The 19,407-nt window shown below is 71.0% G+C and carries 20 protein-coding genes and 3 pseudogenes; 9 read left to right on the top strand and 14 right to left on the bottom strand.

From position 1 onward, the window contains the following. Positions 1 to 57: 57 nt before the first annotated feature. On the top strand, positions 58 to 756 hold the full coding sequence (locus tag AB0D57_RS10980; RefSeq protein ID WP_362070422.1) for an O-methyltransferase: 699 nt from the start codon (positions 58 to 60) through the stop codon (positions 754 to 756). Positions 757 to 901: 145 nt separating this feature from the next. Here AB0D57_RS10980 and AB0D57_RS10985 read toward each other — a convergent pair whose 3' ends face one another. Further along, complete coding sequence (locus tag AB0D57_RS10985; RefSeq protein WP_003966491.1) at positions 902 to 1,069, bottom strand: DUF3117 domain-containing protein; 168 nt, start codon at positions 1,067 to 1,069, stop codon at positions 902 to 904. Between the two features lie 375 nt (positions 1,070 to 1,444). Between AB0D57_RS10985 and AB0D57_RS10990 the strand changes: the two genes are divergently transcribed. After that, positions 1,445 to 2,248, top strand: a complete 804-nt coding sequence (locus AB0D57_RS10990) for an enoyl-CoA hydratase-related protein (RefSeq protein WP_362070177.1) — start codon at positions 1,445 to 1,447, stop codon at positions 2,246 to 2,248. 291 nt (positions 2,249 to 2,539) lie between these two features. Here the strand turns inward: AB0D57_RS10990 and AB0D57_RS10995 are convergent, their stop codons facing one another. Continuing rightward, positions 2,540 to 3,118, bottom strand: coding sequence for a DNA-3-methyladenine glycosylase I (locus tag AB0D57_RS10995; protein ID WP_362070180.1), 579 nt, complete (start codon positions 3,116 to 3,118; stop codon positions 2,540 to 2,542). Then, positions 3,115 to 3,465, bottom strand: a complete 351-nt coding sequence (locus AB0D57_RS11000) for a DivIVA domain-containing protein (protein WP_362070183.1) — start codon at positions 3,463 to 3,465, stop codon at positions 3,115 to 3,117. Before AB0D57_RS11000 ends, AB0D57_RS10995 begins: the two co-directional genes overlap by 4 nt. Before the next feature lie 150 nt (positions 3,466 to 3,615). Between AB0D57_RS11000 and folP the strand changes: the two genes are divergently transcribed. Beyond that, entirely contained in the window at positions 3,616 to 4,476 is an 861-nt protein-coding gene (gene folP / locus AB0D57_RS11005; RefSeq protein WP_362070186.1) for a dihydropteroate synthase, read from the top strand. Positions 4,477 to 4,623: 147 nt separating this feature from the next. Here the strand turns inward: folP and AB0D57_RS11010 are convergent, their stop codons facing one another. After that, entirely contained in the window at positions 4,624 to 5,382 is a 759-nt protein-coding gene (locus AB0D57_RS11010; protein ID WP_362070189.1) for a TIGR00730 family Rossman fold protein, read from the bottom strand. Between the two features lie 109 nt (positions 5,383 to 5,491). Continuing rightward, positions 5,492 to 6,574 carry a succinyl-diaminopimelate desuccinylase gene (gene dapE / locus AB0D57_RS11015; RefSeq protein ID WP_362070192.1) on the bottom strand — a complete coding sequence of 361 codons (1,083 nt, stop codon included), beginning with the start codon at positions 6,572 to 6,574 and terminating at the stop codon, positions 5,492 to 5,494. A 76-nt stretch (positions 6,575 to 6,650) separates the two neighbouring features. Between dapE and AB0D57_RS11020 the strand changes: the two genes are divergently transcribed. Next, positions 6,651 to 7,640 carry a heavy metal transporter gene (locus tag AB0D57_RS11020; RefSeq protein ID WP_362070195.1) on the top strand — a complete coding sequence of 330 codons (990 nt, stop codon included), beginning with the start codon at positions 6,651 to 6,653 and terminating at the stop codon, positions 7,638 to 7,640. Between the two features lie 345 nt (positions 7,641 to 7,985). Continuing rightward, positions 7,986 to 8,384 (top strand): annotated as a pseudogene (locus AB0D57_RS11025) (ATP-binding protein); the annotation flags it as partial. A gap of 315 nt (positions 8,385 to 8,699) precedes the next feature. Here the strand turns inward: AB0D57_RS11025 and AB0D57_RS11030 are convergent. Further along, a complete protein-coding gene (locus AB0D57_RS11030) occupies positions 8,700 to 9,806 on the bottom strand; it encodes a bifunctional succinyldiaminopimelate transaminase/glutamate-prephenate aminotransferase (RefSeq protein ID WP_362070198.1) in 1,107 nt (368 codons plus the stop codon). A gap of 113 nt (positions 9,807 to 9,919) precedes the next feature. Beyond that, complete coding sequence (fdxA, locus tag AB0D57_RS11035; RefSeq protein WP_019058397.1) at positions 9,920 to 10,240, bottom strand: ferredoxin; 321 nt, start codon at positions 10,238 to 10,240, stop codon at positions 9,920 to 9,922. Between the two features lie 140 nt (positions 10,241 to 10,380). Here fdxA and AB0D57_RS11040 point away from each other — a divergent pair, with 140 nt between their 5' ends. Together AB0D57_RS11040 and AB0D57_RS11045 are read left to right on the top strand one after the other, a co-directional pair. Continuing rightward, positions 10,381 to 11,394, top strand: coding sequence for a GNAT family N-acetyltransferase (locus tag AB0D57_RS11040; RefSeq protein WP_362070202.1), 1,014 nt, complete (start codon positions 10,381 to 10,383; stop codon positions 11,392 to 11,394). A 17-nt stretch (positions 11,395 to 11,411) separates the two neighbouring features. Then, positions 11,412 to 12,263, top strand: coding sequence for a transglutaminase-like domain-containing protein (locus AB0D57_RS11045; RefSeq protein WP_362070205.1), 852 nt, complete (start codon positions 11,412 to 11,414; stop codon positions 12,261 to 12,263). A gap of 27 nt (positions 12,264 to 12,290) precedes the next feature. Here the strand turns inward: AB0D57_RS11045 and AB0D57_RS11050 are convergent. From AB0D57_RS11050 to AB0D57_RS11075, 6 genes and pseudogenes are all read right to left on the bottom strand, one after another. Further along, positions 12,291 to 12,591, bottom strand: a pseudogene (locus AB0D57_RS11050) (ATP-binding cassette domain-containing protein); the annotation flags it as partial. Between the two features lie 95 nt (positions 12,592 to 12,686). After that, on the bottom strand, positions 12,687 to 15,110 hold the full coding sequence (locus AB0D57_RS11055) for a hypothetical protein (RefSeq protein ID WP_362070208.1): 2,424 nt from the start codon (positions 15,108 to 15,110) through the stop codon (positions 12,687 to 12,689). Positions 15,111 to 15,270: 160 nt separating this feature from the next. Beyond that, positions 15,271 to 15,690 (bottom strand): DUF6113 family protein, encoded by a 420-nt coding sequence (locus tag AB0D57_RS11060; protein WP_362070211.1) that lies wholly within the window; start codon positions 15,688 to 15,690, stop codon positions 15,271 to 15,273. Further along, positions 15,687 to 16,643 carry an N-acetyl-1-D-myo-inositol-2-amino-2-deoxy-alpha-D-glucopyranoside deacetylase gene (mshB, locus tag AB0D57_RS11065; RefSeq protein ID WP_362070214.1) on the bottom strand — a complete coding sequence of 319 codons (957 nt, stop codon included), beginning with the start codon at positions 16,641 to 16,643 and terminating at the stop codon, positions 15,687 to 15,689. The genes AB0D57_RS11060 and mshB overlap by 4 nt, the downstream gene beginning before the upstream one ends. Positions 16,644 to 16,696: 53 nt before the next feature. Continuing rightward, a complete protein-coding gene (locus tag AB0D57_RS11070; protein WP_362070217.1) occupies positions 16,697 to 16,822 on the bottom strand; it encodes a hypothetical protein in 126 nt (41 codons plus the stop codon). A 353-nt stretch (positions 16,823 to 17,175) separates the two neighbouring features. Next, positions 17,176 to 17,607 (bottom strand): annotated as a pseudogene (locus AB0D57_RS11075) (ATP-binding protein); the annotation flags it as partial. 144 nt (positions 17,608 to 17,751) lie between these two features. On the opposite strand from AB0D57_RS11075, the gene AB0D57_RS11080 reads away from it, so the two are divergent. Both AB0D57_RS11080 and AB0D57_RS11085 read left to right on the top strand, forming a co-directional pair. Next, positions 17,752 to 18,630 (top strand): helix-turn-helix transcriptional regulator, encoded by an 879-nt coding sequence (locus AB0D57_RS11080; RefSeq protein ID WP_362070220.1) that lies wholly within the window; start codon positions 17,752 to 17,754, stop codon positions 18,628 to 18,630. Continuing rightward, the gene (locus AB0D57_RS11085) at positions 18,627 to 18,836 is read left to right on the top strand and encodes a DUF397 domain-containing protein (RefSeq protein ID WP_362070223.1); all 210 of its coding nucleotides are present in this window, start codon (positions 18,627 to 18,629) and stop codon (positions 18,834 to 18,836) included. Before AB0D57_RS11080 ends, AB0D57_RS11085 begins: the two co-directional genes overlap by 4 nt. Positions 18,837 to 19,100: 264 nt before the next feature. Here the strand turns inward: AB0D57_RS11085 and AB0D57_RS11090 are convergent, their stop codons facing one another. After that, positions 19,101 to 19,295 carry a hypothetical protein gene (locus AB0D57_RS11090; protein WP_362070226.1) on the bottom strand — a complete coding sequence of 65 codons (195 nt, stop codon included), beginning with the start codon at positions 19,293 to 19,295 and terminating at the stop codon, positions 19,101 to 19,103. Positions 19,296 to 19,407: the final 112 nt, after the last annotated feature.

Raw genomic sequence — 19,407 nt, forward strand, 5'->3', positions numbered from 1 at the left:
CCTGATTCATCCGCTTCCCCCCGCTCTGATTCCCCACCCCTCTAAACGCCCGGTCCCATCTGCGGGTTCCCGGCACCAACGGATACAGTCACGCCCAGGCAACCACGGGGACAGGAGAGGGTCATTACCGGCAACCGGCAGACGAGCTGGGCGTTCTCCGACGCCTTTGTCGCCGAGGACGAGGCGCTGCGCTGGGCCCGCGACCGGGCCCGCGAGGCAGGGCTGCGCCCGGTGTCGCCCGGCACGGGCGCCGCGCTGCGGTTGCTCGCCGCCACCGTGGACGCGAAAGCGGTCGCGGAGATCGGTACCGGGACCGGTGTCTCCGGAATTCATCTGCTGCACGGCATGCGGCCGGACGGGGTGCTGACCACCGTGGACTCGGAGCCGGACCGCCAGCAGTTCGCCCGCCAGGCCTTCCGTGCGGCCGGCTTCGCCAGCAACCGCGCGCGCTTCATCCCCGGTCGCGCACTGGACGTACTGCCCCGCCTCGCGGACTCCGGATACGACCTGGTCTTCTGCGACGGCGACCGCCTCGAGTGCCTGGACTATCTCGCTGAATCGTTGCGCCTACTGCGCCCGGGCGGGCTCATCGTCTTCGAGGGCGTCTTCGCGGACGGCCGCACGGTGGACTCGGGACCGCAGCCCGCGGAGGTCGGCCGACTGCGCGAACTGCTGCGCGCGGTGCGCGAGAGCCAGGACCTGGTGCCCTCGCTGCTGCCCGTGGGCGACGGTCTGCTGTGCGCGGTCAAACGCTGACCGGCAACTCTCCCGTACACACCTGACTACACACCTGACCTGCGCCCTTACCAGGGGATACGTCGACGACGCACCCCTGATACACCGCTGCCCCGGCACCGAATACGATGCCGGGGCAGCTGAAAAGGTATGGTCGCGTTCCGCGTCAGCCGACGACCTTCTTGAGGGCGTCGCCGAGCGCGTCGGCCTCGTCAGGGGTCAGCTCGACGACGAGCCGACCGCCGCCTTCGAGCGGAACGCGCATGACGATGCCCCGCCCCTCCTTGGTCACCTCGAGCGGGCCATCGCCCGTCCGCGGCTTCATGGCCGCCATGCTCGTTCCCCTTCCTGAAACCAGCTCATCGTCGCCGACGGCCCCTTGGAGGGCACGCACGTCCTCTCATAGGACACGCGTCACCGGCATCGAACACATTGCTTCCTAGCCATTATCCCGCATCTCAGGACCCGATGACCAACATCAGTCGGCATCGCTTGCGCAACGCGCTTGAGCAAAACCACTCAATTCGGCGATGTGACTGCGATACTGCGCCGCCGCATGGACTTCCACGGCTCGGAATTCTTTGACCGAGGTCACATGTCCCGTCCGCACCCCGGACCGTGATCTCCGTCATGCTGTCCTGCATGCTGTCCTCGGACGCAGGACGTACCGACGGGTACGACGGAGCCGCGACACCGGAGGGGACCCACCATGGCCGACACCGTGCTCTACGAGGTGAGCGACGGACTCGCGACGATCACGCTGAATCGTCCCGAGGCCATGAACGCGATGAACATCGAGACCAAGGTCGCCTTCCGGGACGCGGCGCAGCAGGCGGCGGCGGACGACGGCGTACGGGCGATCCTGCTCACCGCCGCCGGTGACCGGGCGTTCTGCGTCGGCCAGGACCTGAAGGAGCACATCGGGCTGCTCGCCGCCGAGAAGGAGTCGGGGTCGGGGCACACGATGAGCACCGTCCGCGAGCACTACAACCCGATCGTGCGCGCCCTGACCGGCGCCGCGAAGCCGGTCGTGGCCGCGGTGAACGGCGTCGCGGCCGGGGCCGGTTTCGGCTTCGCGCTCGCCGCGGACTATCGGATCGTCGCCGACACCGCCGCCTTCAACACGTCGTTCGCCGGAGTCGCGCTGACCGCGGACTCCGGGATCTCCTGGACGCTGCCGCGCGTGGTCGGCCCCGGCCGGGCCGCCGACCTGCTGCTCTTTCCGCGCAGCATCGGCGCGCAGGAGGCGTACGAGCTGGGGATCGCGAATCGGGTGGTTCCCTCGGCGGAGCTGGCCGCGGAGGCGGTGAAGATGGCTCGCGGGCTGGCCGCGGGGCCGACCGTCGCGTACGCCGCGCTGAAGGAGTCCCTCGCCTACGGCATGTCCCACTCCCTGGACGAGACCTTGGAGAAGGAGGACGAGTTGCAGGCGCGGGCGGGTGCCTCCGAGGATCACACGATCGCCGTGCGGGCGTTCGTCGAGAAGCAGAAGCCGAAGTATTTGGGGCGGTGACGGTTCGCGGGGAGGTGCGGGCGGGGGCCAGGGCCTGTCCGGCGGATCAGGTCGGAGGGAAGCGGCGGCGCCTTGTCGGCGTAGGTGAGCGGGGTCTGGTGCGTCGAGCTGCAAGGCGGAGGAGGGCGTCTACGCGGAGCGTCGGCAACCGACGACAACGCTGCAGATCGGCGCACCAGACCCCGCGTCTCCGGCATGATCCGCCGGACAGGCCCTAAGGACCGGTCCGGCCGGTCCTAGCCCCTGTCGCGCCCACGCTGCGGAGCCGCGCGAGGTCACAGCCCCGCGCCGCTACAGACTGCGCGCGGCGCAATCCGCCAAGTGGTCGTTGACGAGACCGCACGCCTGCATCAAGGCGTAGGCCGTGGTCGGGCCGACGAAGCGGATGCCGCGCTTTTTGAGGGTCTTGGAGAGAGCGGTCGACTCGTCGGTGACCGCCGGCACGTCGGACAGCTTCTTCGGGGCCGGGCTGGTGGCCGGGGCGGGGGCGAAGGACCAGATCAGCTCGTCCAGCTCCCCCGGCGCCCAGTCGGCCAGCACGCGCGCGTTGGCGACGGTCGCGTCGATCTTCGCGCGGTTGCGGATGATGCCCGTGTCGCCCAGCAGGCGCTCCTGGTCGGCGTACGTGAAGGTCGCGACCTTGGCGATCTCGAAGTCGGCGAAGGCGGCCCGGAAACCCGGTCGGCGGCGCAGGATGGTGATCCAGGACAGCCCTGATTGGAAGGCCTCCAGGCAGAGACGCTCGTACAGCGCGTCGTCGCCGTGGACCGGGCGGCCCCATTCCTCGTCGTGGTACGAGATGTAGTCCTCGGTCGACAGTGCCCAGGGGCAGCGCAGGGCTCCGTCGGGCCCGGCGAGCGCGTCGCTCATTCCCGCTCTCCCTCGTCCGACTTCCGCAGCGAGGTGGCGGCGGTGGCTCGGGCGCCTTCGAGCGCGGCCACCAGGTCGGCGATCCTGGCGTCCCGCTCGGCGATCTCGGCGCCGAGGCGGCCGAGGGCGTCGTCCACGTCCGCCATGCGGTAGCCGCGGGCGGCCAGCGGGAAGCGCAGGGCCTCCACATCCGCACGGTTGACCGGACGGTCCGCGGGCAGCCGATCGTCCAGCCGCTCGGGCGTCGCCTCGGGCAGGGGCGCGCTCTCACCGCCGCCCACCACGGACAGTGTCACCGCGGCGACCACGACGGCGAGCGCGACGACCAGGAACAAGAACATGAACATCGCTGAGGTCCCCACGCTCTGTGCCGACGCGGGCGCGCCGGCGCGGAAGTACTGAAACTGGAAGTGTCAGGGTCCGATCGTGCCATGCGAGTCTGACAGTTAAGGTCGCAGGCGGCTTATCAGTGGACTTACTGGGAGAGGTCATAGGGGATGCTCAGGCTGGGCAGGCGGGAATTCGACCCGCACGAGCCGGTGATCATGGCGATCGTGAACCGGACCCCGGACTCCTTCTACGACCAAGGAGCCACCTTCCGCGACGAGCCCGCGCTCGCCCGCGTGGAGCAGGCGGTGTCCGAGGGTGCCGCCATCATCGACATCGGCGGGGTCAAGGCCGGCCCCGGCGAGGAGGTCACGGCCGAGGAGGAGGCGCGTCGTACGGTCGGTTTCGTCGCCGAGGTGCGTCGCCGCTTCCCCGACGTGATCATCAGCGTCGACACCTGGCGGCACGAGGTCGGGGAGGCGGTCTGCGAGGTCGGGGCGGATCTGCTCAACGACGCGTGGGGCGGGGTCGATCCGCGGCTCGCGGAGGTCGCCGCGCGGTACGGGGTGGGGCTCGTGTGCACCCATGCCGGGGGCTCGCAGCCGCGTACGCGTCCGCATCGGATCGCGTACGAGGATGTCATGGCCGACATTCTGCGGGTGACCGTCGGGCTGGCCGAGCGGGCGGTGTCTTTGGGGGTGCCGCGGGAGTCCGTGCTGATCGATCCCGGGCACGACTTCGGGAAGAACACGCGGCACAGTCTGGAGGCGACGCGGCGGCTGGGCGAGATGGTGGACACGGGGTGGCCCGTGCTCGTCTCCCTCTCCAACAAGGACTTCGTCGGCGAGACGCTCGACAAGCCGGTGAAGGAACGGGTGGTGGGGACGTTGGCGACGACGGCCGTTTCGGCGTGGCTGGGGGCGCAGGTGTACCGGGTGCACGAGGTGGCGGAGACGCGGCAGGTCCTGGACATGGTGGCGTCGATCGCGGGGTGGCGGCCTCCGGCGGTGGCCCGGCGGGGGCTGGCGTAGGGATTCTCGCCCCCGCCGCCCCTACCCGTCCCATCCCTGGGGGCTCCGCCCCCAGCCCCCACCGCCCCGCAGCCGAACAACCACCTGCCGGGGGTCCGAGGGCGGAGCCCCCCGGAGGACGGGAAGAAACCGACGCCGCCCCACCACCTACCGGCCGGCCTCCTTCGACACCAGGGCCACTGCCTCCTCCACCTCGTCCGTGAGATGGAACAACAGCAGATCCTTCTCCGAGGCCTTGCCCTGGGCGATGAGGGTGTTCTTGAGCCAGTCGACCAGCCCGCCCCAGTACTCCGTACCGAAGAGGACGATGGGGAAGCGGGTGACCTTCTGGGTCTGGACCAGGGTGAGCGCCTCGAAGAGTTCGTCGAGGGTGCCGAGCCCGCCGGGCAGGACCACGAATCCCTGCGCGTACTTGACGAACATCATCTTGCGCACGAAGAAGTAGCGGAAGTTGAGGCCGATGTCGACGTAGGGGTTGAGTCCCTGTTCGAAGGGGAGCTCGATGCCGAGGCCGACGGAGATGCCCTTGGCCTCGCAGGCGCCCTTGTTGGCAGCCTCCATGGCACCGGGACCACCACCGGTGATGACGGCGAAGCCGGCTTCGACCAGACCCCGTCCGAGGGCGACGCCCGTGTCGTACTCGGGCGAGTCCACCGGCGTACGGGCGGAGCCGAACACGCTGATCGCGGGCGGGAGTTCGGCCAGCGTGCCGAAGCCTTCGATGAACTCCGACTGGATACGCAGGACCCGCCAGGGGTCCGTGTGCACCCAGTCGGAGGGCCCGCCCGCGTCCAGCAGCCGCTGATCCGTGGTGCTCGACTGCACCTGATCCCGCCTGCGCAGCACCGGTCCCAGCCGCTGCTCCTTCGGTGGCCGCTTCTTGCCCTCGGGGTTGCCAGTAGCCATGTGCGCTCCCTCCGCTTGCGGTGTTTCAGCCCCAGCGTAGATCTCCGCTGGTTACGGAGGGGGGACATGCGCATGTCCGCCGCGCACCACACCCGCGGTCCATCAGAAGTCAGCCGGAAGTCAACCAGGCGCGCAGGCGCTCCTCGGCCTCGGGAATCGCGGACGCCCGGACCCGCTCGTCCACCTTGTGGGCCAAGAGCTGGGCACCGGGGCCGTAGTTCACCGCGGGCACCCCGAGCGCACTGAAGCGGGCGACGTCCGTCCAGCCGAACTTGGGACGGGCCTCGCCCCCGACGGCCGCCATGAAGGCCGCCGCGGCGGGGTGGGTCAGTCCGGGCCTGGCCCCGCCCGTGTGGTCGTCGACGATGAACTCGTCCACGTCGCAGTCCGCGAAGAAGTCGCGCACGAAGGCCTCCGCCTCGGCCTCGCTGCGGTCGGGCGCGTAGCGGAAGTTGACGACGACCGTGCAGGCGTCGGGGATGACGTTGGTGGCCACGCCCCCCTCGATGCGGACGGCGTTGAGGCCCTCGTGGAACTGAAGGCCGTCGACGATCGGCGTGCGCGGCTCGTACGCCGCCAGCTTGGCCAGGATGGGGGCCACGGCGTGGATCGCGTTGGAGCCCATCCACGCGCGCGCGGAGTGCGCGCGCTCCCCCTTGGTCTTCAGGAACACCCTGAGCGTGCCCTGGCAGCCGCCTTCGACCTGACCGTCCGTCGGCTCCAGGAGGATCGCGAAGTCTCCCGCCAGCCACTCGGGGTGGGCCTCGGCCACATGCTTCAGGCCGTTCAGATGGGCCGCGACCTCTTCGTTGTCGTAGAAGACGAAGGTGAGGTCGCGATTGGGGTCGGGGACCGTGGCCGCGATGCGGAGCTGGACCGCCACTCCCGACTTCATGTCGCAGGTGCCGCAGCCCCACAGGACGCCGTCCTCGTCGAGACGGGAGGGGACGTTGTCGGCGATGGGGACCGTGTCGATGTGGCCGGCGAGGATCACGCGCTCGGCCCGCCCCAGGTTCGTACGCGCCACGACGTTGTTGCCGTACCGGTCGACCGTCAGATGCGGCAGCGCCCGCAGCGCGGTCTCGATGGCGTCCGCGAGCGGCTTCTCGTTGCCGCTCTCCGAGGGGAAGTCGACGAGCTGCGCGGTGAGCTCGGCGGCGTCCAGCGTGAGGTCAAGGGGGGTATCGGCCATGCCGTCGACCCTAGCGCGCCATGGTTGTCCACAACCTCACAGACCGCAGACAGTGACCTCCAGTACCTTGTACGTCGTGTCAGAGCCGTCCCCCACCCCGCCCGTCCGTCACGGCCGCCTCCTGCGTTCCGGGGCGGCCCTCGTGGTCCTGCTCGCGCTCGCGGGGTATCTCGCGGTGCAGTACCTCACAGGAGGGACCGGTGAGCCTCTCTGCACGGTCGTCGCGGGCAAGGACGACGGCACGTCGTACGAGTTCACGCCCGAGCAGGCGCAGAACGCGGCGGCGATCTCGGCGGTCGGCACCTCCCGCGGCCTGCCCGAGCGCGCCGTGACCATCGCCCTGGCGACCGCGCTCCAGGAGTCGGCGCTGCGCAACATCCAGCACGGCGACCGGGACTCGCTCGGCCTGTTCCAGCAGCGGCCCTCGCAGGGCTGGGGGACGACGAAGCAGATCATGGATCCGATATACGCGGCGGGGGAGTTCTACGATCACCTGGTCAAGGTGCCGGACTACACGCAGCTACCGCTCACGGTCGCCGCGCAGCGCGTGCAGCGCAGTGGCTATCCGGAGGCCTATGCGAAGCACGAGCCGGACGCCACGCTGCTGGCCGCCGCCCTGACCGGCCGCGCGGCGGCCGCGCTGACCTGTGAAGGCCACGCCGAGAAGACCGTGGCCGGCAGCCCGGACTCGGTGCGGACCGCTCTCGTGCGGGACTTCGGCCGCGACGTGCTGCAGGAGACGGCAGCCGCCGTGAGTGCCGCCGGCTCCACCGCCTCATCGACAGCATCGCCGACGCCCTCGCCCTCGCCGACAGGCGCGGGACGGACCGTGACCGTGCCGGTAGGCGAAGAGACCACCACGGAGACCGGTGTGCGGCAGCGCGGCTGGGAGCTCGCGCACTGGGCCGTGGCCAACTCCGCCGCGCTGCACATCGAACGGGTCTCGTACGCGGGGCGGGAGTGGACGGCCGGGAGAAGGGACGGCGAGTGGCGCACGTCCGACGACACGGACGGCTCGGCGGCGAAGGAGTCCGCGGCAGAGGTCCACATCGTCACTGCACAGTAGTACGGGTCCTCACCCTTCCGGGGAACACGCGGCGCCTCGCGGCGACGATGGGCGCAGGTTTTCGCGTCCGCACCGCCGAATCGGCCTCGCCCCTTGAAAGCAAAGAGCCGTAAGGATTCGGCAGACTTTCCGACCGGATGCTTTTTGCCCGCTTTTATCCGCAGCCGATAATGCGAAGCATTACCAACTCTTTACCGTGTGTCACCGCAACCTTCGGGCGTTTCGAGCGGTAGTCACTGCGTCCGAGCCCGGACGATCAGCAGGCAACAGACAGACCGACAGCCGGTCGGTCAACTCCCGGGCGTGGACGGACACTTCACCGTTCTCTTCCGTCTAAGGAGCATCATGTCCCTCCCCCTGACCCGCAGGATCGCCCGTGCTGCGCTGCTCATCGCAGCGGGAGCGGCGCCCGTGGTCGGTGCGGCCGGCTCCGCCAGCGCGGCGGCCGAACTCCCGGCCACCCCCAGCCTCGGCGGTCTGACCGCCCCGGACGGGGCGCAGGTCGGCAACACGGTCGACGGTGCGACGCAGAACGTCACCGGACTCGCGGGCACGACCGGCGGCGACGCGGTCAAGAAGGCGGTGCCGGCCACGGGCAAGGCCGGCGGCAAGGTCGCCAAGACGGCGACGCCGGCCGCGACGCAGGTGGCCGGGGACACGGCGGGTCAGGCCGGGGGTCTGCTCGGTGACACCGCGAAGACGGCGACCAAGGGCGGCCTGCCGACCGCCGCGGTGACCAAGGGGGCCCCGGCCCGCGCGGTGACCAAGGGCGTACCGGCCCGCACGGCCACCAAGGGCGTACCGGCCCGCGCGAAGACCAAGAGCGTCCCGGCCCGCACGGCCACCAAGGGCGGCCTGCCGACCGACGGGGCGGCCAAGGGCGGCCTGCCGACCGACGCGGTGGCCAAGGGTCTGCCGACCGACGCGGTGACCAAGGGTGGCCTGCCCCTCAAGGGCCTGCCGCTCGGCTAGCCGCCACAGCCGTACGGCGACGGGGCCAGGGAAGCCGTTCCCTGGCCCCGTTTCGCTTGCCCTGAGCAGGTCCAGCAGTTACCGCAGTTACCGCTCCAGGCTCTCCAGGCGTTCCACCGCCGCAGCCACCCGCTCGTCCGTCGCCGTCAGAGCCACCCGTACGAACTTCTCGCCCGCCGGGCCGTAGAAGTCGCCCGGCGCGACGAGGATGCCCAGCTCCGCCAGCCGGGCCACCGTGTCCCAGCAGGACTCGTCCCGGGTGGCCCACAGGTACAGGCTGGCCTCGCTGTGCTCGATGCGGAAGCCGTGCCGCAGCAGGGCGTCGCGCAGGGCGGTGCGACGGGCGGCGTAGCGGTCGCGCTGTTCGCGGACGTGGGTGTCGTCCGACAGGGCGGCGACCACGGCGGCCTGGGTCGGCGCCGACGTCATCATGCCGCCGTGCTTGCGGATCTGCAGGAGGTCACCGAGGACGGCGGGGTCGCCCGCGAGGAACGCGGCGCGGTAGCCGGCCAGGTTCGACCGCTTCGAGAGCGAGTGGACGGAGACGATCCCCTCGTACGAGCCGCCGCACACGTCCGGGTGCAGGACCGAGACCGGGTCGGCCTCCCAGCCCAGCTCGATGTAGCACTCGTCGGAGAAGACGAGCACGTCGTTTTCCCGGGCCCACGCGACGATCCGGGTGAGTTCCTCCTTGGAGAGGACCTTGCCCGTCGGGTTCGACGGCGAGTTGAGCCACAGGAGCTTGAGATCGGTCGGGTCCAGGTCCGTCGGGTCGTCGTAGGCGACGTACTCCGCGCGGGCCAGCCGGGCGCCGACCTCGTACGTCGGGTACGCCAGCCGCGGGAACGCGACCTTGTCGCCGGGGCCCAGGCCCAGCTGCGTCGGGAGCCAGGCGACGAGTTCCTTGGAGCCGACGACCGGGAGCACGTGGTGGTGGGTGACGTCGCGCGCGCCGAGCCGCCGCTGCACCCAGCCCGTGAGCGCGTCCCGCAGTTCGGGCGTGCCCCACACCGTGGGATAGCCCGGCGAGTCCGCGGCCGCGACCAGAGCTTTCTGGATCAGCTCGGGCACCGGGTCGACCGGGGTACCGACGGACAGGTCGACGATGCCGCCCGGGTGAGCGGCGGCCGTCGCCTTGAAGGGCTCCAGCTTGTCCCAGGGGAAGGTGGGAAGCCGGTCGGAGACTGCGGACACGGGATCGGGCTCACTTTCTCTGTACTCGCTGGTACGGCAAACGCCTCGGTCCCGTACGGCGATCAAGGCGATCAGGCCGTACGGGACCGAGGCGGCGCGTGCTTGCGGGCCGCTTACTGGTTCTGCGGCGGCAGCGCTGCGACGAAGGGATGGTCACGCTCGATCAGGCCGAGCTTGCTGGCGCCGCCGGGCGAGCCGAGCTCGTCGAAGAACTCGACGTTCGCCTTGTAGTAGTCCTTCCACTCTTCGGGAGTGTCGTCTTCGTAGAAGATCGCCTCGACCGGGCACACCGGCTCACAGGCTCCACAGTCGACGCATTCGTCCGGGTGGATGTACAAGGACCGGGAGCCCTCGTAGATGCAGTCGACCGGGCACTCCTCGATGCACGCCTTGTCCTTGACGTCGACACAAGGCTGCGCGATGACGTAGGTCACGCTGTCGTTCCTCCTCGATAGGGCGCTGGCGGGCCTCCGTAGGCTCCGCCGCCTGGCGCGCGGGAGCGCGGCGTCGTCGATGCCCGCATCTAGTATCTCCGTTCTTGGGCATGATCCGAACAGGAGGGGTGAACTGACCTGTGGAAATCTCAGCTTCTGGCCGCCTTGAGGTCCGTATCACCGCTGCTGACGTGGGCAAACGCGTCTCCGTGCGGCGCTTGAGCGAACATGGACCCGGGGGTGAGAAGTTCACCGACACGGTGGGTGTTCTCACATCATGGGACGGCGACGTGCTGCTGATCACGCGACGGGGCGGGGAGAGCGTCCGGATTCCGGAATCCTCGCTGGTCGCGGGCAAGGTGGTGCCGGCCGCTCCGGCGCGTCGGCGGGGCCCGGCCGCCTCGTACGAGGAGCTGGCGCCGGTCGCCGCGCGGGCCTGGCAGCCGGTGGACAGCGAGCGGCTCGGCGGGTGGGAACTGCGGGCGGCGTCCGGGTTCACCCGGCGCGCGAACTCCGTGCTGCCCCTCGGCGATCCCGGTCGGCCGCTGGACGAGGCACTGGCCTACGTACGCGACTGGTACACGGCTCGTGACCTGCCCGCCTACGTCCAGACCGCCACCGGCGCCGAGGGCACGCAGGAACTGCTCTGCGCGGAGCTGGAGGCGCGCGGCTGGGCGCGTGAGGTGACGGCCGAGCTGTGGATCGGCTCGCTCGCGCCCCTCGCCGACCGCGAGGCGCCCGAGGTCGCCCTCTCGCGCACGGCGGACCAGGCGTGGCTGGACCGCTATCAGCGCAAGGGGTTGAGCGAGGTCGCGCTGAAGGTGCTGGGCAGCGGGCCCTCGGTGTGGTTCGCGACGGTGCCCGGCGCGGCGGGTGGCGCTCCGGCCGCGATCGGGCGGTGCGTGGTCGACGGCCGGTGGGCCGGGTTCGCGGCCGTCGAGGTCGACCCCGCCGAGCGCCGCCGGGGTCTGGCCACCGCCGTGATGGCGGCCCTGGCGGAACGCGCCCTGGACGAGGGCGCCTCGGCGGCCTGGCTCCAGGTGGAGACGGACAACACGGGGGCGCGGGCGTTGTACGCCGGAATGGGCTTCGGGGCGCACCACGCGTATCACCACTACCGCGCGCCCGATACCGACCGCCCGCGACCGGCGTGAAGGAGCGCGAGGCTGCCATGCGTCCCCCTCATCCCCCGGAACCGGAGCGGGCCGCCGAGGTGCGGCGGCGGTTCGCCGAGGAGGCACGGTCCGAGCGGCCCGATCTGGCGGTGCTGTGTCTGCTGGTGGGGGCGGCGGCGGACGGGACGCTGGACGAGACGGGGATGGACGAGGCGCAGATCGAGCTGGACCGGTTGGCGGGGCAGCTCCCGTTCCGGCCCGGTGGGCCGCGGTCCTGGGCGACCGCGCTCGCCGAACTGCTCGGCGGGCGCTGCGGGTTCCGGGGCTCGCCCGGGGACTACCAGCGGCTGGGGTCTTCGCTGCTGCACCAGGTGCTGCGGCGCCGGCGCGGGCTGCCCATCCTGCTCTCCGTGGTCTGGATGGAGGTCGCACGGCGGGCCGGAGCGCCGGTGTACGGGGTTGCCCTGCCCGGGCATTTCGTGGTCGGCTTCGGGCCGACCGAGCAGCAGGTGCTCGCCGATCCCTTCGACGGCGGGCGGGTGCTGAGCGGCTCCGACGCCGAGTTGCTCGTCGCGGGGGCCACCGGTGCGCCCATCGACCCCTCGATGCTCGCCCCCGCCGATCCGCTCGATGTCGTTCTGCGGATCCTGAACAACATCCGGGCGTGGGCGGCCGCCCGGCCCGAGCGGTCGGATGTGGCGCTGTGGGCGGTCGAGTTGTCGCTGCTGCTGCCTTCGCATCCGGCGCGGCTGCGGTACGAACGGGCCCAGTTGCTCGTTCAGCGCGGTGACTTCCTGGGTGGGGCCGTGGAGCTGGATGCGTATGCGGAGATGATCGCCGCGGTGGATGTGGCAGTGGCGGAGCGGGTGCGGGGGCAGGCCCGGGCCGCGCGGGCGAGGCTCAACTGAGGTTCGCCCTGGGGCCGTAGGGGTTTTGCACGCGCGTTTCACCAGCTCGCCGACCGTCACCTCGTCCCTCAGGCCGCCGCTCTGCAGCATGGTGCCGACCCGGCCGCCGACGATGGCACCGCGGGCTGGTGTCGAACACCCGGACCGCGCCACTGTCGGCGTGCTTGAGGCCGAGGAGCAGGTCCAGCGTGGTCGACTTGCCCGCGCCGTTCGGACCCAGCAGGGCGACGGTCTCGCCCGGGTGCAGATCGAGCGTCATCCCGTCCACGGCCCGCACACCGCCCCTTCGACACCCGCTCGCCAAGGCCTGCTCGGAGCAACGCTGCATCGGGCGTCGGCGTACGGCAAGAGGGCATACGAGAGGGCACCCGGCCAGGCGTGCCATGGCCGGGTGCCCTCTTGTCGTATGCCGGGACGAACCCGCTAGCTGGGGTCGGTCGAGATGGTCACGATGCGGTCGGCCGCCGTCTTCCCGCGCAGCGCCTGGCCGAGGGCCGAGGCGACGTCCTGCGGGCTCACGTCCTTCTTGCTGCCGTCACCCTTGGTGATCTTGATGCCGTCGAAGGCGCCGCCGTACAGCCCCTTGAGGACATCGAGGTCGTAGTACTCGACCAGCTTGCCGTTGACCGGGCGCACGCTCAGGAACTTCCAGATGGAGTTCTGCGGGCTGAACGAGATGGTGTGGAGGGCATCCGTCCGCACCGTGACGTTCGCGGACATCGCGGGCTTCGCGAAACTCGTCATCACCCGGTCGACCTCGGTGTTCGAGATCGTCGGCTGGCGGGTCTTGGTGGCGACCCGCACCGCGTCGGTCGTGCCGGTCTCCACCTGCGTGCGGTACGCGTCCTCGACGGCCTGGGTCGAGGACGCCACGTCGATGCCCTTGCCCGCCTTGCCGTACACGGAGACGGCCTTGCCCGCCTGGAACTTGATGGTGCCGTCGCTCACCGATCCGGAGCCGGCTGCGACGCCCTCCAGGGCGGCCTGCAGCTTCTCCTCGTCGACGGGCATCGCGGGCTCGACGACGCGTTGCTGGCCGAACAGCGAGCCGATCACGGAGACGGGGTTGTAGTCGCTGCCCGCGGCGGCGCGGACCGTGGCCTGGCTGTCGAGCTGGAGCCCGGCCTGGTCCGGCTTGAGCGAGACCGTGTCGCCGTCGACGGACAGCTTGAGCGCCTTGTTCGTACGATCCCCGAAGGCGTCGTCGAGCTTCTTGACGGCGTCGTCGCGGGTGCCGCCGCCGATGTCGACGCCGAGCACGGTGGTGCCCTTGGGTACGTCCGAGTGGTTCATGAGCAGGCCCGCACCGTAGGCGCCGCCGCCGACGGCGACCACGCCGACGACCAGCAGCATCCGCTTGCTGCGGCCCTTCTTCTTGGCCGGCTTCGACGAGGCGGCGGGCTTCGGGGCCGGCTCGGGCGTCTTCGGCGGGGTGTGCGGCAGCGGGCCGTCGAGGTGCGAGCCCGGACCGAGCGAAAAGTTCTCGGCGGCCGTCGGCACAACGGGGATGCCGCTGGTCAGGGTGTGCCCGGAGACGTTGTCCCCAGCGCCGCCGTAGCCCTGGCCGACCGGCTCGGGCGCGGGCTTTTGCGGGGTGAGGATCGCGGTGTCGTCGCTGAGGCCGCCGCCCGGGTATCCCATGTCCCGGCCGGGAGCACCGGCTCCGCCCGGCCTTGCGGCCGGACCGCCCGGACCCTGCCCCGGTCCCCCGGCGAAACCGCCCGGACCCTGCCCAGGTCCTGCGCCCGGACCACCCGGACCCGCGCCCGGCCTGGCCAGAGCCTGCCCCGGGCCGGCGCCCGGCCTGCCCGGACCCGCGGCCAGGCTGCCCGGAGCCACGCCCGGGCCGGCCGGCGGGACCAGCGGGCCGTCCCCGGTGACCGGACCGCCGGTCGGGCCCGCGGGACCGCCCCTGCCGTTGTCGGCGAAGTTCTCCGCGAAGTACGGGAGGTCGTCACGCCGCGGTTCGCCACCCGCGCCGTCGCTCCCTATGGCCGGGAAAGAGGCCGTGTTGCTCAGCGCCGCGGAGACGTCGAAGGAACCGGTGCCGCCGCCGTGCCCCGGCGCCACGGGTCCGGCGCCGGTGGCACCGGGCAGCCCGGCACCGTTCGTACCGCCACCGCCGGGTCGGGGCCCGTTCGCCCCGCCGGGTCGGGCACCGCCCGCGGCGCCCAAGGGACCCGAACCGCTCGCGCCACCGGCAGCGCCCGGCCCTCGGCCGCCCGGAGCACTCGGACGCGCTCCGCCGGCACCGGTGCCGCCCGGCGCGCCCGCGCCCTGCGGCGCGGCGGGACCTGCGGGCCCCGAACCGCCGGGCAGGCCTGCCCCGTTGGTGGAACCGCCGCCCGGCGCACCGGACTTGCGGGGTGCGAACCAGTCGCTGGGCTTCTCCCTGGCCGGAGCGGCGGACTCGCCGGAACGGTCCATGGACGCGAATCCGGTCGTGGACGCGGACGGCGATGCGGGCGCGGACGGCGGTGTGGGTGCGGATCCCGACACCCCCGCCGTCGCGGCCGCGCCCGCGCCCATGGGCGAACTCGGCGAACTCATGGCGCGCGGCGCCTCCGCGGGTGCTCCCGCGGCATCGGCGGACGCGTCGGCGTCGGCGACCGGCGTCCGCACGACGACCGGCGGGATGGGCCGCGACCCGGGGATGTTGATCCGGATCCGTGTCGTCAGCGTGGTCTCGGTCTTGCGATCCTCCGGCGGGGTGCCCGTGGCCGAACGGCCCGCGTCGGCACCGCTTTCGGAAGCCGTGGGCGTCCCGTACGGCGGCGTCCCCGACGGGTACACGGCTCCACCGCGCCCGTTGGGCCCGGAGGACGAACTGTCAGTTTCACGACTCAAGGCAGGTTCTCCCGGTTGGCTCCGCCGCCCGTTTACTCGACCTCATCTCGGGCAGCTCGGCGGCGCGCACCACCATACTGGCCATATTCAGCGCGCAAACCTCGCCCGCCGAGGAAACCCCCACGGGACTTGCACGTGTCCGATACGGCGAAGTGGTACGTCACTTCCCAAGTCGGACCGCGGACTCGGCTGGTTGCCGCCCCTGGCCAAGCGTGGCGCACATCACACCCACGGCCATCCCGCCGAGCAGGAAAAGGTACGAGCCCAGGCCCGCGCCGAAGAGGAAGTCCCCTTCCGGGCGGGTCGAGGTGAGCAGGACGACGGCGACCATCCAGCCCGCCGCGGGCGCCACGGCGCCGGCCCGCGAACCGGTCGCCCGCGAGCCGCCCAGGAAGAGTCCGGCCGCGCCGACCAGGGCGAGCAGCAACCCACCCGGGAACCAGCCGGATTGCACCAGCGCGCCGGCGACCCCGATCACCGCGCCGAGCACAAAAAGCCCCAGGTGGGCGGCGATCCGCCCGCCCGACGGGCGCGTCAGCGGCTGGGCGAGCGCGCTCCCGCGCGGTCCCGTCGTACTCATCGTTCCTCCACCTCTCGCCGAGCAGCCGGACCGGTCGCACCGCTCGCAACGATCCCCGCGAACAAGTCCGTCTCCCGACCGGCACCAGCACCGGTTCCGGTGCCGATTCCGGCCCGCTCCGGGCGCACCAACTGGTAGTACTCCGTGCCGAACAGCGGCTGCGCCAGCTGGTTCGAGAGCGCGAACCACGGCTCGGCGACCTCGATCTGGGTGGCGTGCGCGCGCATGGCGGCGGCCTTGGCGGCGGCGTACGCGGTCCCGTCGATCTCGGTGGTGATCACCGCCTCGTCGACCACACCCGGTACGTCGTCCACGGCGGCCGACGCGCCGAACGGCAGCCCGGGAAGCGCCTCGCGCAGCCGCCGGAAGCCCTCCTCGGCGACCGGGCGCGGTACGCGGTTCCAGTAGACCTTGGCGATCTCCCAGGGTTCGCCGAGGTCCGGGCGGAAGGCGGCCGCCGCGGCCAGCTCGGCGGCACGCGTCGCGACGCGGTGGGCCTGGATGTGGTCCGGGTGTCCGTAGCCCCCGTCGGGGTCGTAGGTGACGAGCACCTGGGGGCGTACCTCGCGGATCACCTCGACGAGGTGCGCGGCGGCGGCGTCGACATCGGCGGACCAGAAGGCGCCCGCGCGGTGGTTCTGCTCGAGGCCCATCATCCCGGAGTCGTGGAAGCGCCCGGGGCCGCCGAGGAACCGGTGGTCGGTGACCCCGAGCTCCTTCATGGCGGCGGCCAGCTCGCCGATCCGGTGCGGGCCGAGTCCGCCGTCCCGGTCCGGGGCGAGGTGGGCGAGCTCGGACGGGATGACCTCGCCCTCCTCGCCTAGGGTGCAGGTCACCAGCGTCACATGGGCGCCCTCGGCCGCATACCTGGCCATGGTGGCGCCATTGTTGATCGACTCGTCGTCCGGGTGCGCGTGCACCAGGAGCAGACGCCGGTCGGGCAGTTCCGTCATGGAACCCACCCTACGAGGCACCCGCTCCCCATCCGCCCCCTCCTCGTCGCCTGTCACTCCTCGTAGATCGGTCGGCGCTGCTTGAGATCGCCGCCCATCGGGTCGGCGTCGAGGGCGATCTTGTTACACCGCCGGATGATCTCCAGATAGCGACTGCGAAGCTTTTTCTCGTTCAGCATGGTCAGGCCCTGGACCCAGCCTCGTCGAGGACGGAGCACAGTTCCCGCAGCGCTTGCTGCGCGATGGCCGGATCTTCGTGTTCCAGATGGCTCTTCGCGCGGGAGTAACGGGCGGACAGATCGGGGCAACGCGCGATTTCGATGTCTCGGGCCCAGGCCAGGACCCAGCTCCGCACGGGGCTAGGTGACCGCCACTCGACCGCCTTGGCGAATGCCTCATCCTTCGTGGCCTGCATCTCCACCAGACGGCCCGGATCGACGATGGCCAGGGCCGCGCGCAGCGCGTCAGGGGTGCGCTCGGGACGCGGAATCGGCTTGCCCGCGATACCGGACTCTGCGCACGCTGAGCCGCCGGGTTCCGGTGCGAGGTCCAGCTCGGCCCATACCGTCTTGCGCGGGGGCGGCCCCGACGTGCAGCCCCAGCGGTCGGCCAAGGCGTCGACGAGGACGAGACCACGGCCGGACTCGGCGTCGGGGGCGGAGTGCCGGGCGCACGGAAGACGGTCACCACGGGTGTCCGTGACCTCGATCCGGAGCGTGCCTGCGACGACGTAGAGCGTGAGCCGGAAGTCGCGGCCCGGGACGCGCCCGTGCGTCGCCGCGTTGGCCGCCAGTTCGGCGACGATGTGCGCCGCCGGGTCCAAGGGGAGTCCCCAGGCGCGGAGTTGCTCGGTGGCGAGAAGACGGCCGAGGCGGGCTCCGCGTGGCGTCGGCGACAGGAGGACGCTGAAGTTGCGGATGCGAGTGCCGGGCTGAGCCTCGGGGGCGGCTGTTTCTTGATTCACGTCACTCAGCGTGGCGGTGTGCGCCTACCGTGAACAGTGACGACACCGATACGTACGGTGACTGTCCGGTGATGTCCGGCCGGTCCGGAACGGTCGTACGGGTAGGGAGCGTTGAGGCACGGCGGTACGACGGAGGGGTGCGCGATGCGACAGGTGGACGGCGAGCCGGTCCGGCTCAAGGGCGAGGCGGACGAGCCGGGTTGGGAGGTGGACCCGGACGACGACTGGGGTGTGGCGGTCGTCGCGACCGTCGGACGGCAGCTGAAGCTCCGCAGGGAGGCCGTGGGGATGCGGGCCGCCGAGTTCGGGAAGGCGGTCGGGTACGGCGAGGACATGGTCTACAAGATCGAGGGCGGGAAGCGGATTCCCCGGCCGGACTATCTGGACACGGCGGACGAGGTGTTGGGGGCGGGTGGGTTGCTCTCGGCGATGAAGGAGGACGTGGCGAAGGTCCGGTATCCGAAGAAGGTGCGGGATCTGGCGAAGATGGAGGGGCAGGCTGTCGAGTTGCAGCTCTACGACCCCTTGAACGTTCATGGGCTGTTGCAGACGCCGGAGTACGCGCGGGCTCTGCTCCTGATGCGGCGGCCTGCCTACACCGAGGATGAGGTGGAGAGGTTCGTGGCCGCGCGCCTGGCTCGAAAGATTGTCTTCGAGCGGGAACCTGCGCCTGAGCTCAGCTTCGTCCAGGAAGAGTGGGTGCTTCGGCGTCCACTCGGGGGGAAAATGGTGCTGCGCCAACAGCTTGAACACTTGCTTGAGATCGGACAGTTGCGGAACGTCGAGATCCAAGTGATGCCGACGAACCGCGAGGAGCACGCCGGAGTGGCCGGTGGGATCGAGGTGCTGAAGTTCGCGGAGGGTTCGGCGGTCGGACGTTCCCCTGGACTGGCCAACGGCCGCCCGGTCGCTGAGCCGAGGCAACTCCGCATCCTGGAACTGCGGTATGGCATCATCCGGGCTCAGGCTCTCACCCCACGGGAGTCGATGGCCTTCATCGAGCAACTGCTGGGAGAAACATGACGCGCAACATCCCGGCCGGGGACGCTCCCGAGCTGGACTGGTTCAAGAGCAGCTACAGCAGCAGCAGTGAAGGCGACTCCTGCGTAGAAATCGCCACCACCCCCGCCACGGTGCACGTCCGCGACTCCAAGAACACCGCCGGCCCCCAGCTCGCGCTCACGCCGGACACGTGGGCGGCCTTCGTGCCGTACGCCTCCGAAGGCTGACGGCTCACCGACCGGGGGCCTCGCCATGAGCGATTGGCACGTATGGGCCACCCGTGGCCCCGGTAATGCCTGCTCATGGTCATCGGAACTGGCCCAAATGCGCCAATCGTCGACCCGGATGACGACGAGGGACACATTGGCCTCGTTGGGCCAGGAGCCCCTCCCCTGGCCCGTACGAGTGACGAACTCCTCGGCCGACTCATCGACCGGCGCCTCGCCGAACCGGGGTTCGATCCCCGACTCCGGGTGCTCACCCGGCACCCGTCAGAACTTGAAACTACCGATCATGTCCGCGACATTCGTGGTGAGGTCGCTGATGGTGGGCGCCATCGTCGAGGATGCGAGATAGAAGCCGAACAGGACACACACGATCGCGTGCCCCGCCTTCAGCCCGGACTTCTTGACCAGGATGACGACGATGATCGCCAGCAGCACCACCGCCGAAATCGAGAGTGCCACGGCGGCTCACCTCCAAAGATCCCAGGGACATGGGGGGTCGGACATGGGGGTCGGTAATTCCGTACAGCGGCCAGCGGGTTCATACCCACAGACCGCTAGCGATCATAACTAT

Origin of the sequence: Streptomyces sp. NPDC048275 (assembly GCF_040652275.1) — a bacterium.
In the GTDB taxonomy this organism is placed as follows: Bacteria; Actinomycetota; Actinomycetes; order Streptomycetales; family Streptomycetaceae; genus Streptomyces.

Coding starts and splice junctions, on each gene's coding strand:
- AB0D57_RS10985 (WP_003966491.1), bottom strand. CDS start 1,069: ATGGCGGCCATGAAGCCGCGGACGGGCGATGGCCCGCTCGAGGTGACC.
- AB0D57_RS10990 (WP_362070177.1), top strand. CDS start 1,445: ATGGCCGACACCGTGCTCTACGAGGTGAGCGACGGACTCGCGACGATC.
- AB0D57_RS10995 (WP_362070180.1), bottom strand. CDS start 3,118: ATGAGCGACGCGCTCGCCGGGCCCGACGGAGCCCTGCGCTGCCCCTGG.
- AB0D57_RS11000 (WP_362070183.1), bottom strand. CDS start 3,465: ATGTTCATGTTCTTGTTCCTGGTCGTCGCGCTCGCCGTCGTGGTCGCC.
- folP (WP_362070186.1), top strand. CDS start 3,616: ATGCTCAGGCTGGGCAGGCGGGAATTCGACCCGCACGAGCCGGTGATC.
- AB0D57_RS11010 (WP_362070189.1), bottom strand. CDS start 5,382: ATGGCTACTGGCAACCCCGAGGGCAAGAAGCGGCCACCGAAGGAGCAG.
- dapE (WP_362070192.1), bottom strand. CDS start 6,574: ATGGCCGATACCCCCCTTGACCTCACGCTGGACGCCGCCGAGCTCACC.
- AB0D57_RS11045 (WP_362070205.1), top strand. CDS start 11,412: ATGCGTCCCCCTCATCCCCCGGAACCGGAGCGGGCCGCCGAGGTGCGG.
- AB0D57_RS11060 (WP_362070211.1), bottom strand. CDS start 15,690: ATGAGTACGACGGGACCGCGCGGGAGCGCGCTCGCCCAGCCGCTGACG.
- mshB (WP_362070214.1), bottom strand. CDS start 16,643: ATGACGGAACTGCCCGACCGGCGTCTGCTCCTGGTGCACGCGCACCCG.
- AB0D57_RS11070 (WP_362070217.1), bottom strand. CDS start 16,822: ATGCTGAACGAGAAAAAGCTTCGCAGTCGCTATCTGGAGATCATCCGG.
- AB0D57_RS11080 (WP_362070220.1), top strand. CDS start 17,752: ATGCGACAGGTGGACGGCGAGCCGGTCCGGCTCAAGGGCGAGGCGGAC.
- AB0D57_RS11085 (WP_362070223.1), top strand. CDS start 18,627: ATGACGCGCAACATCCCGGCCGGGGACGCTCCCGAGCTGGACTGGTTC.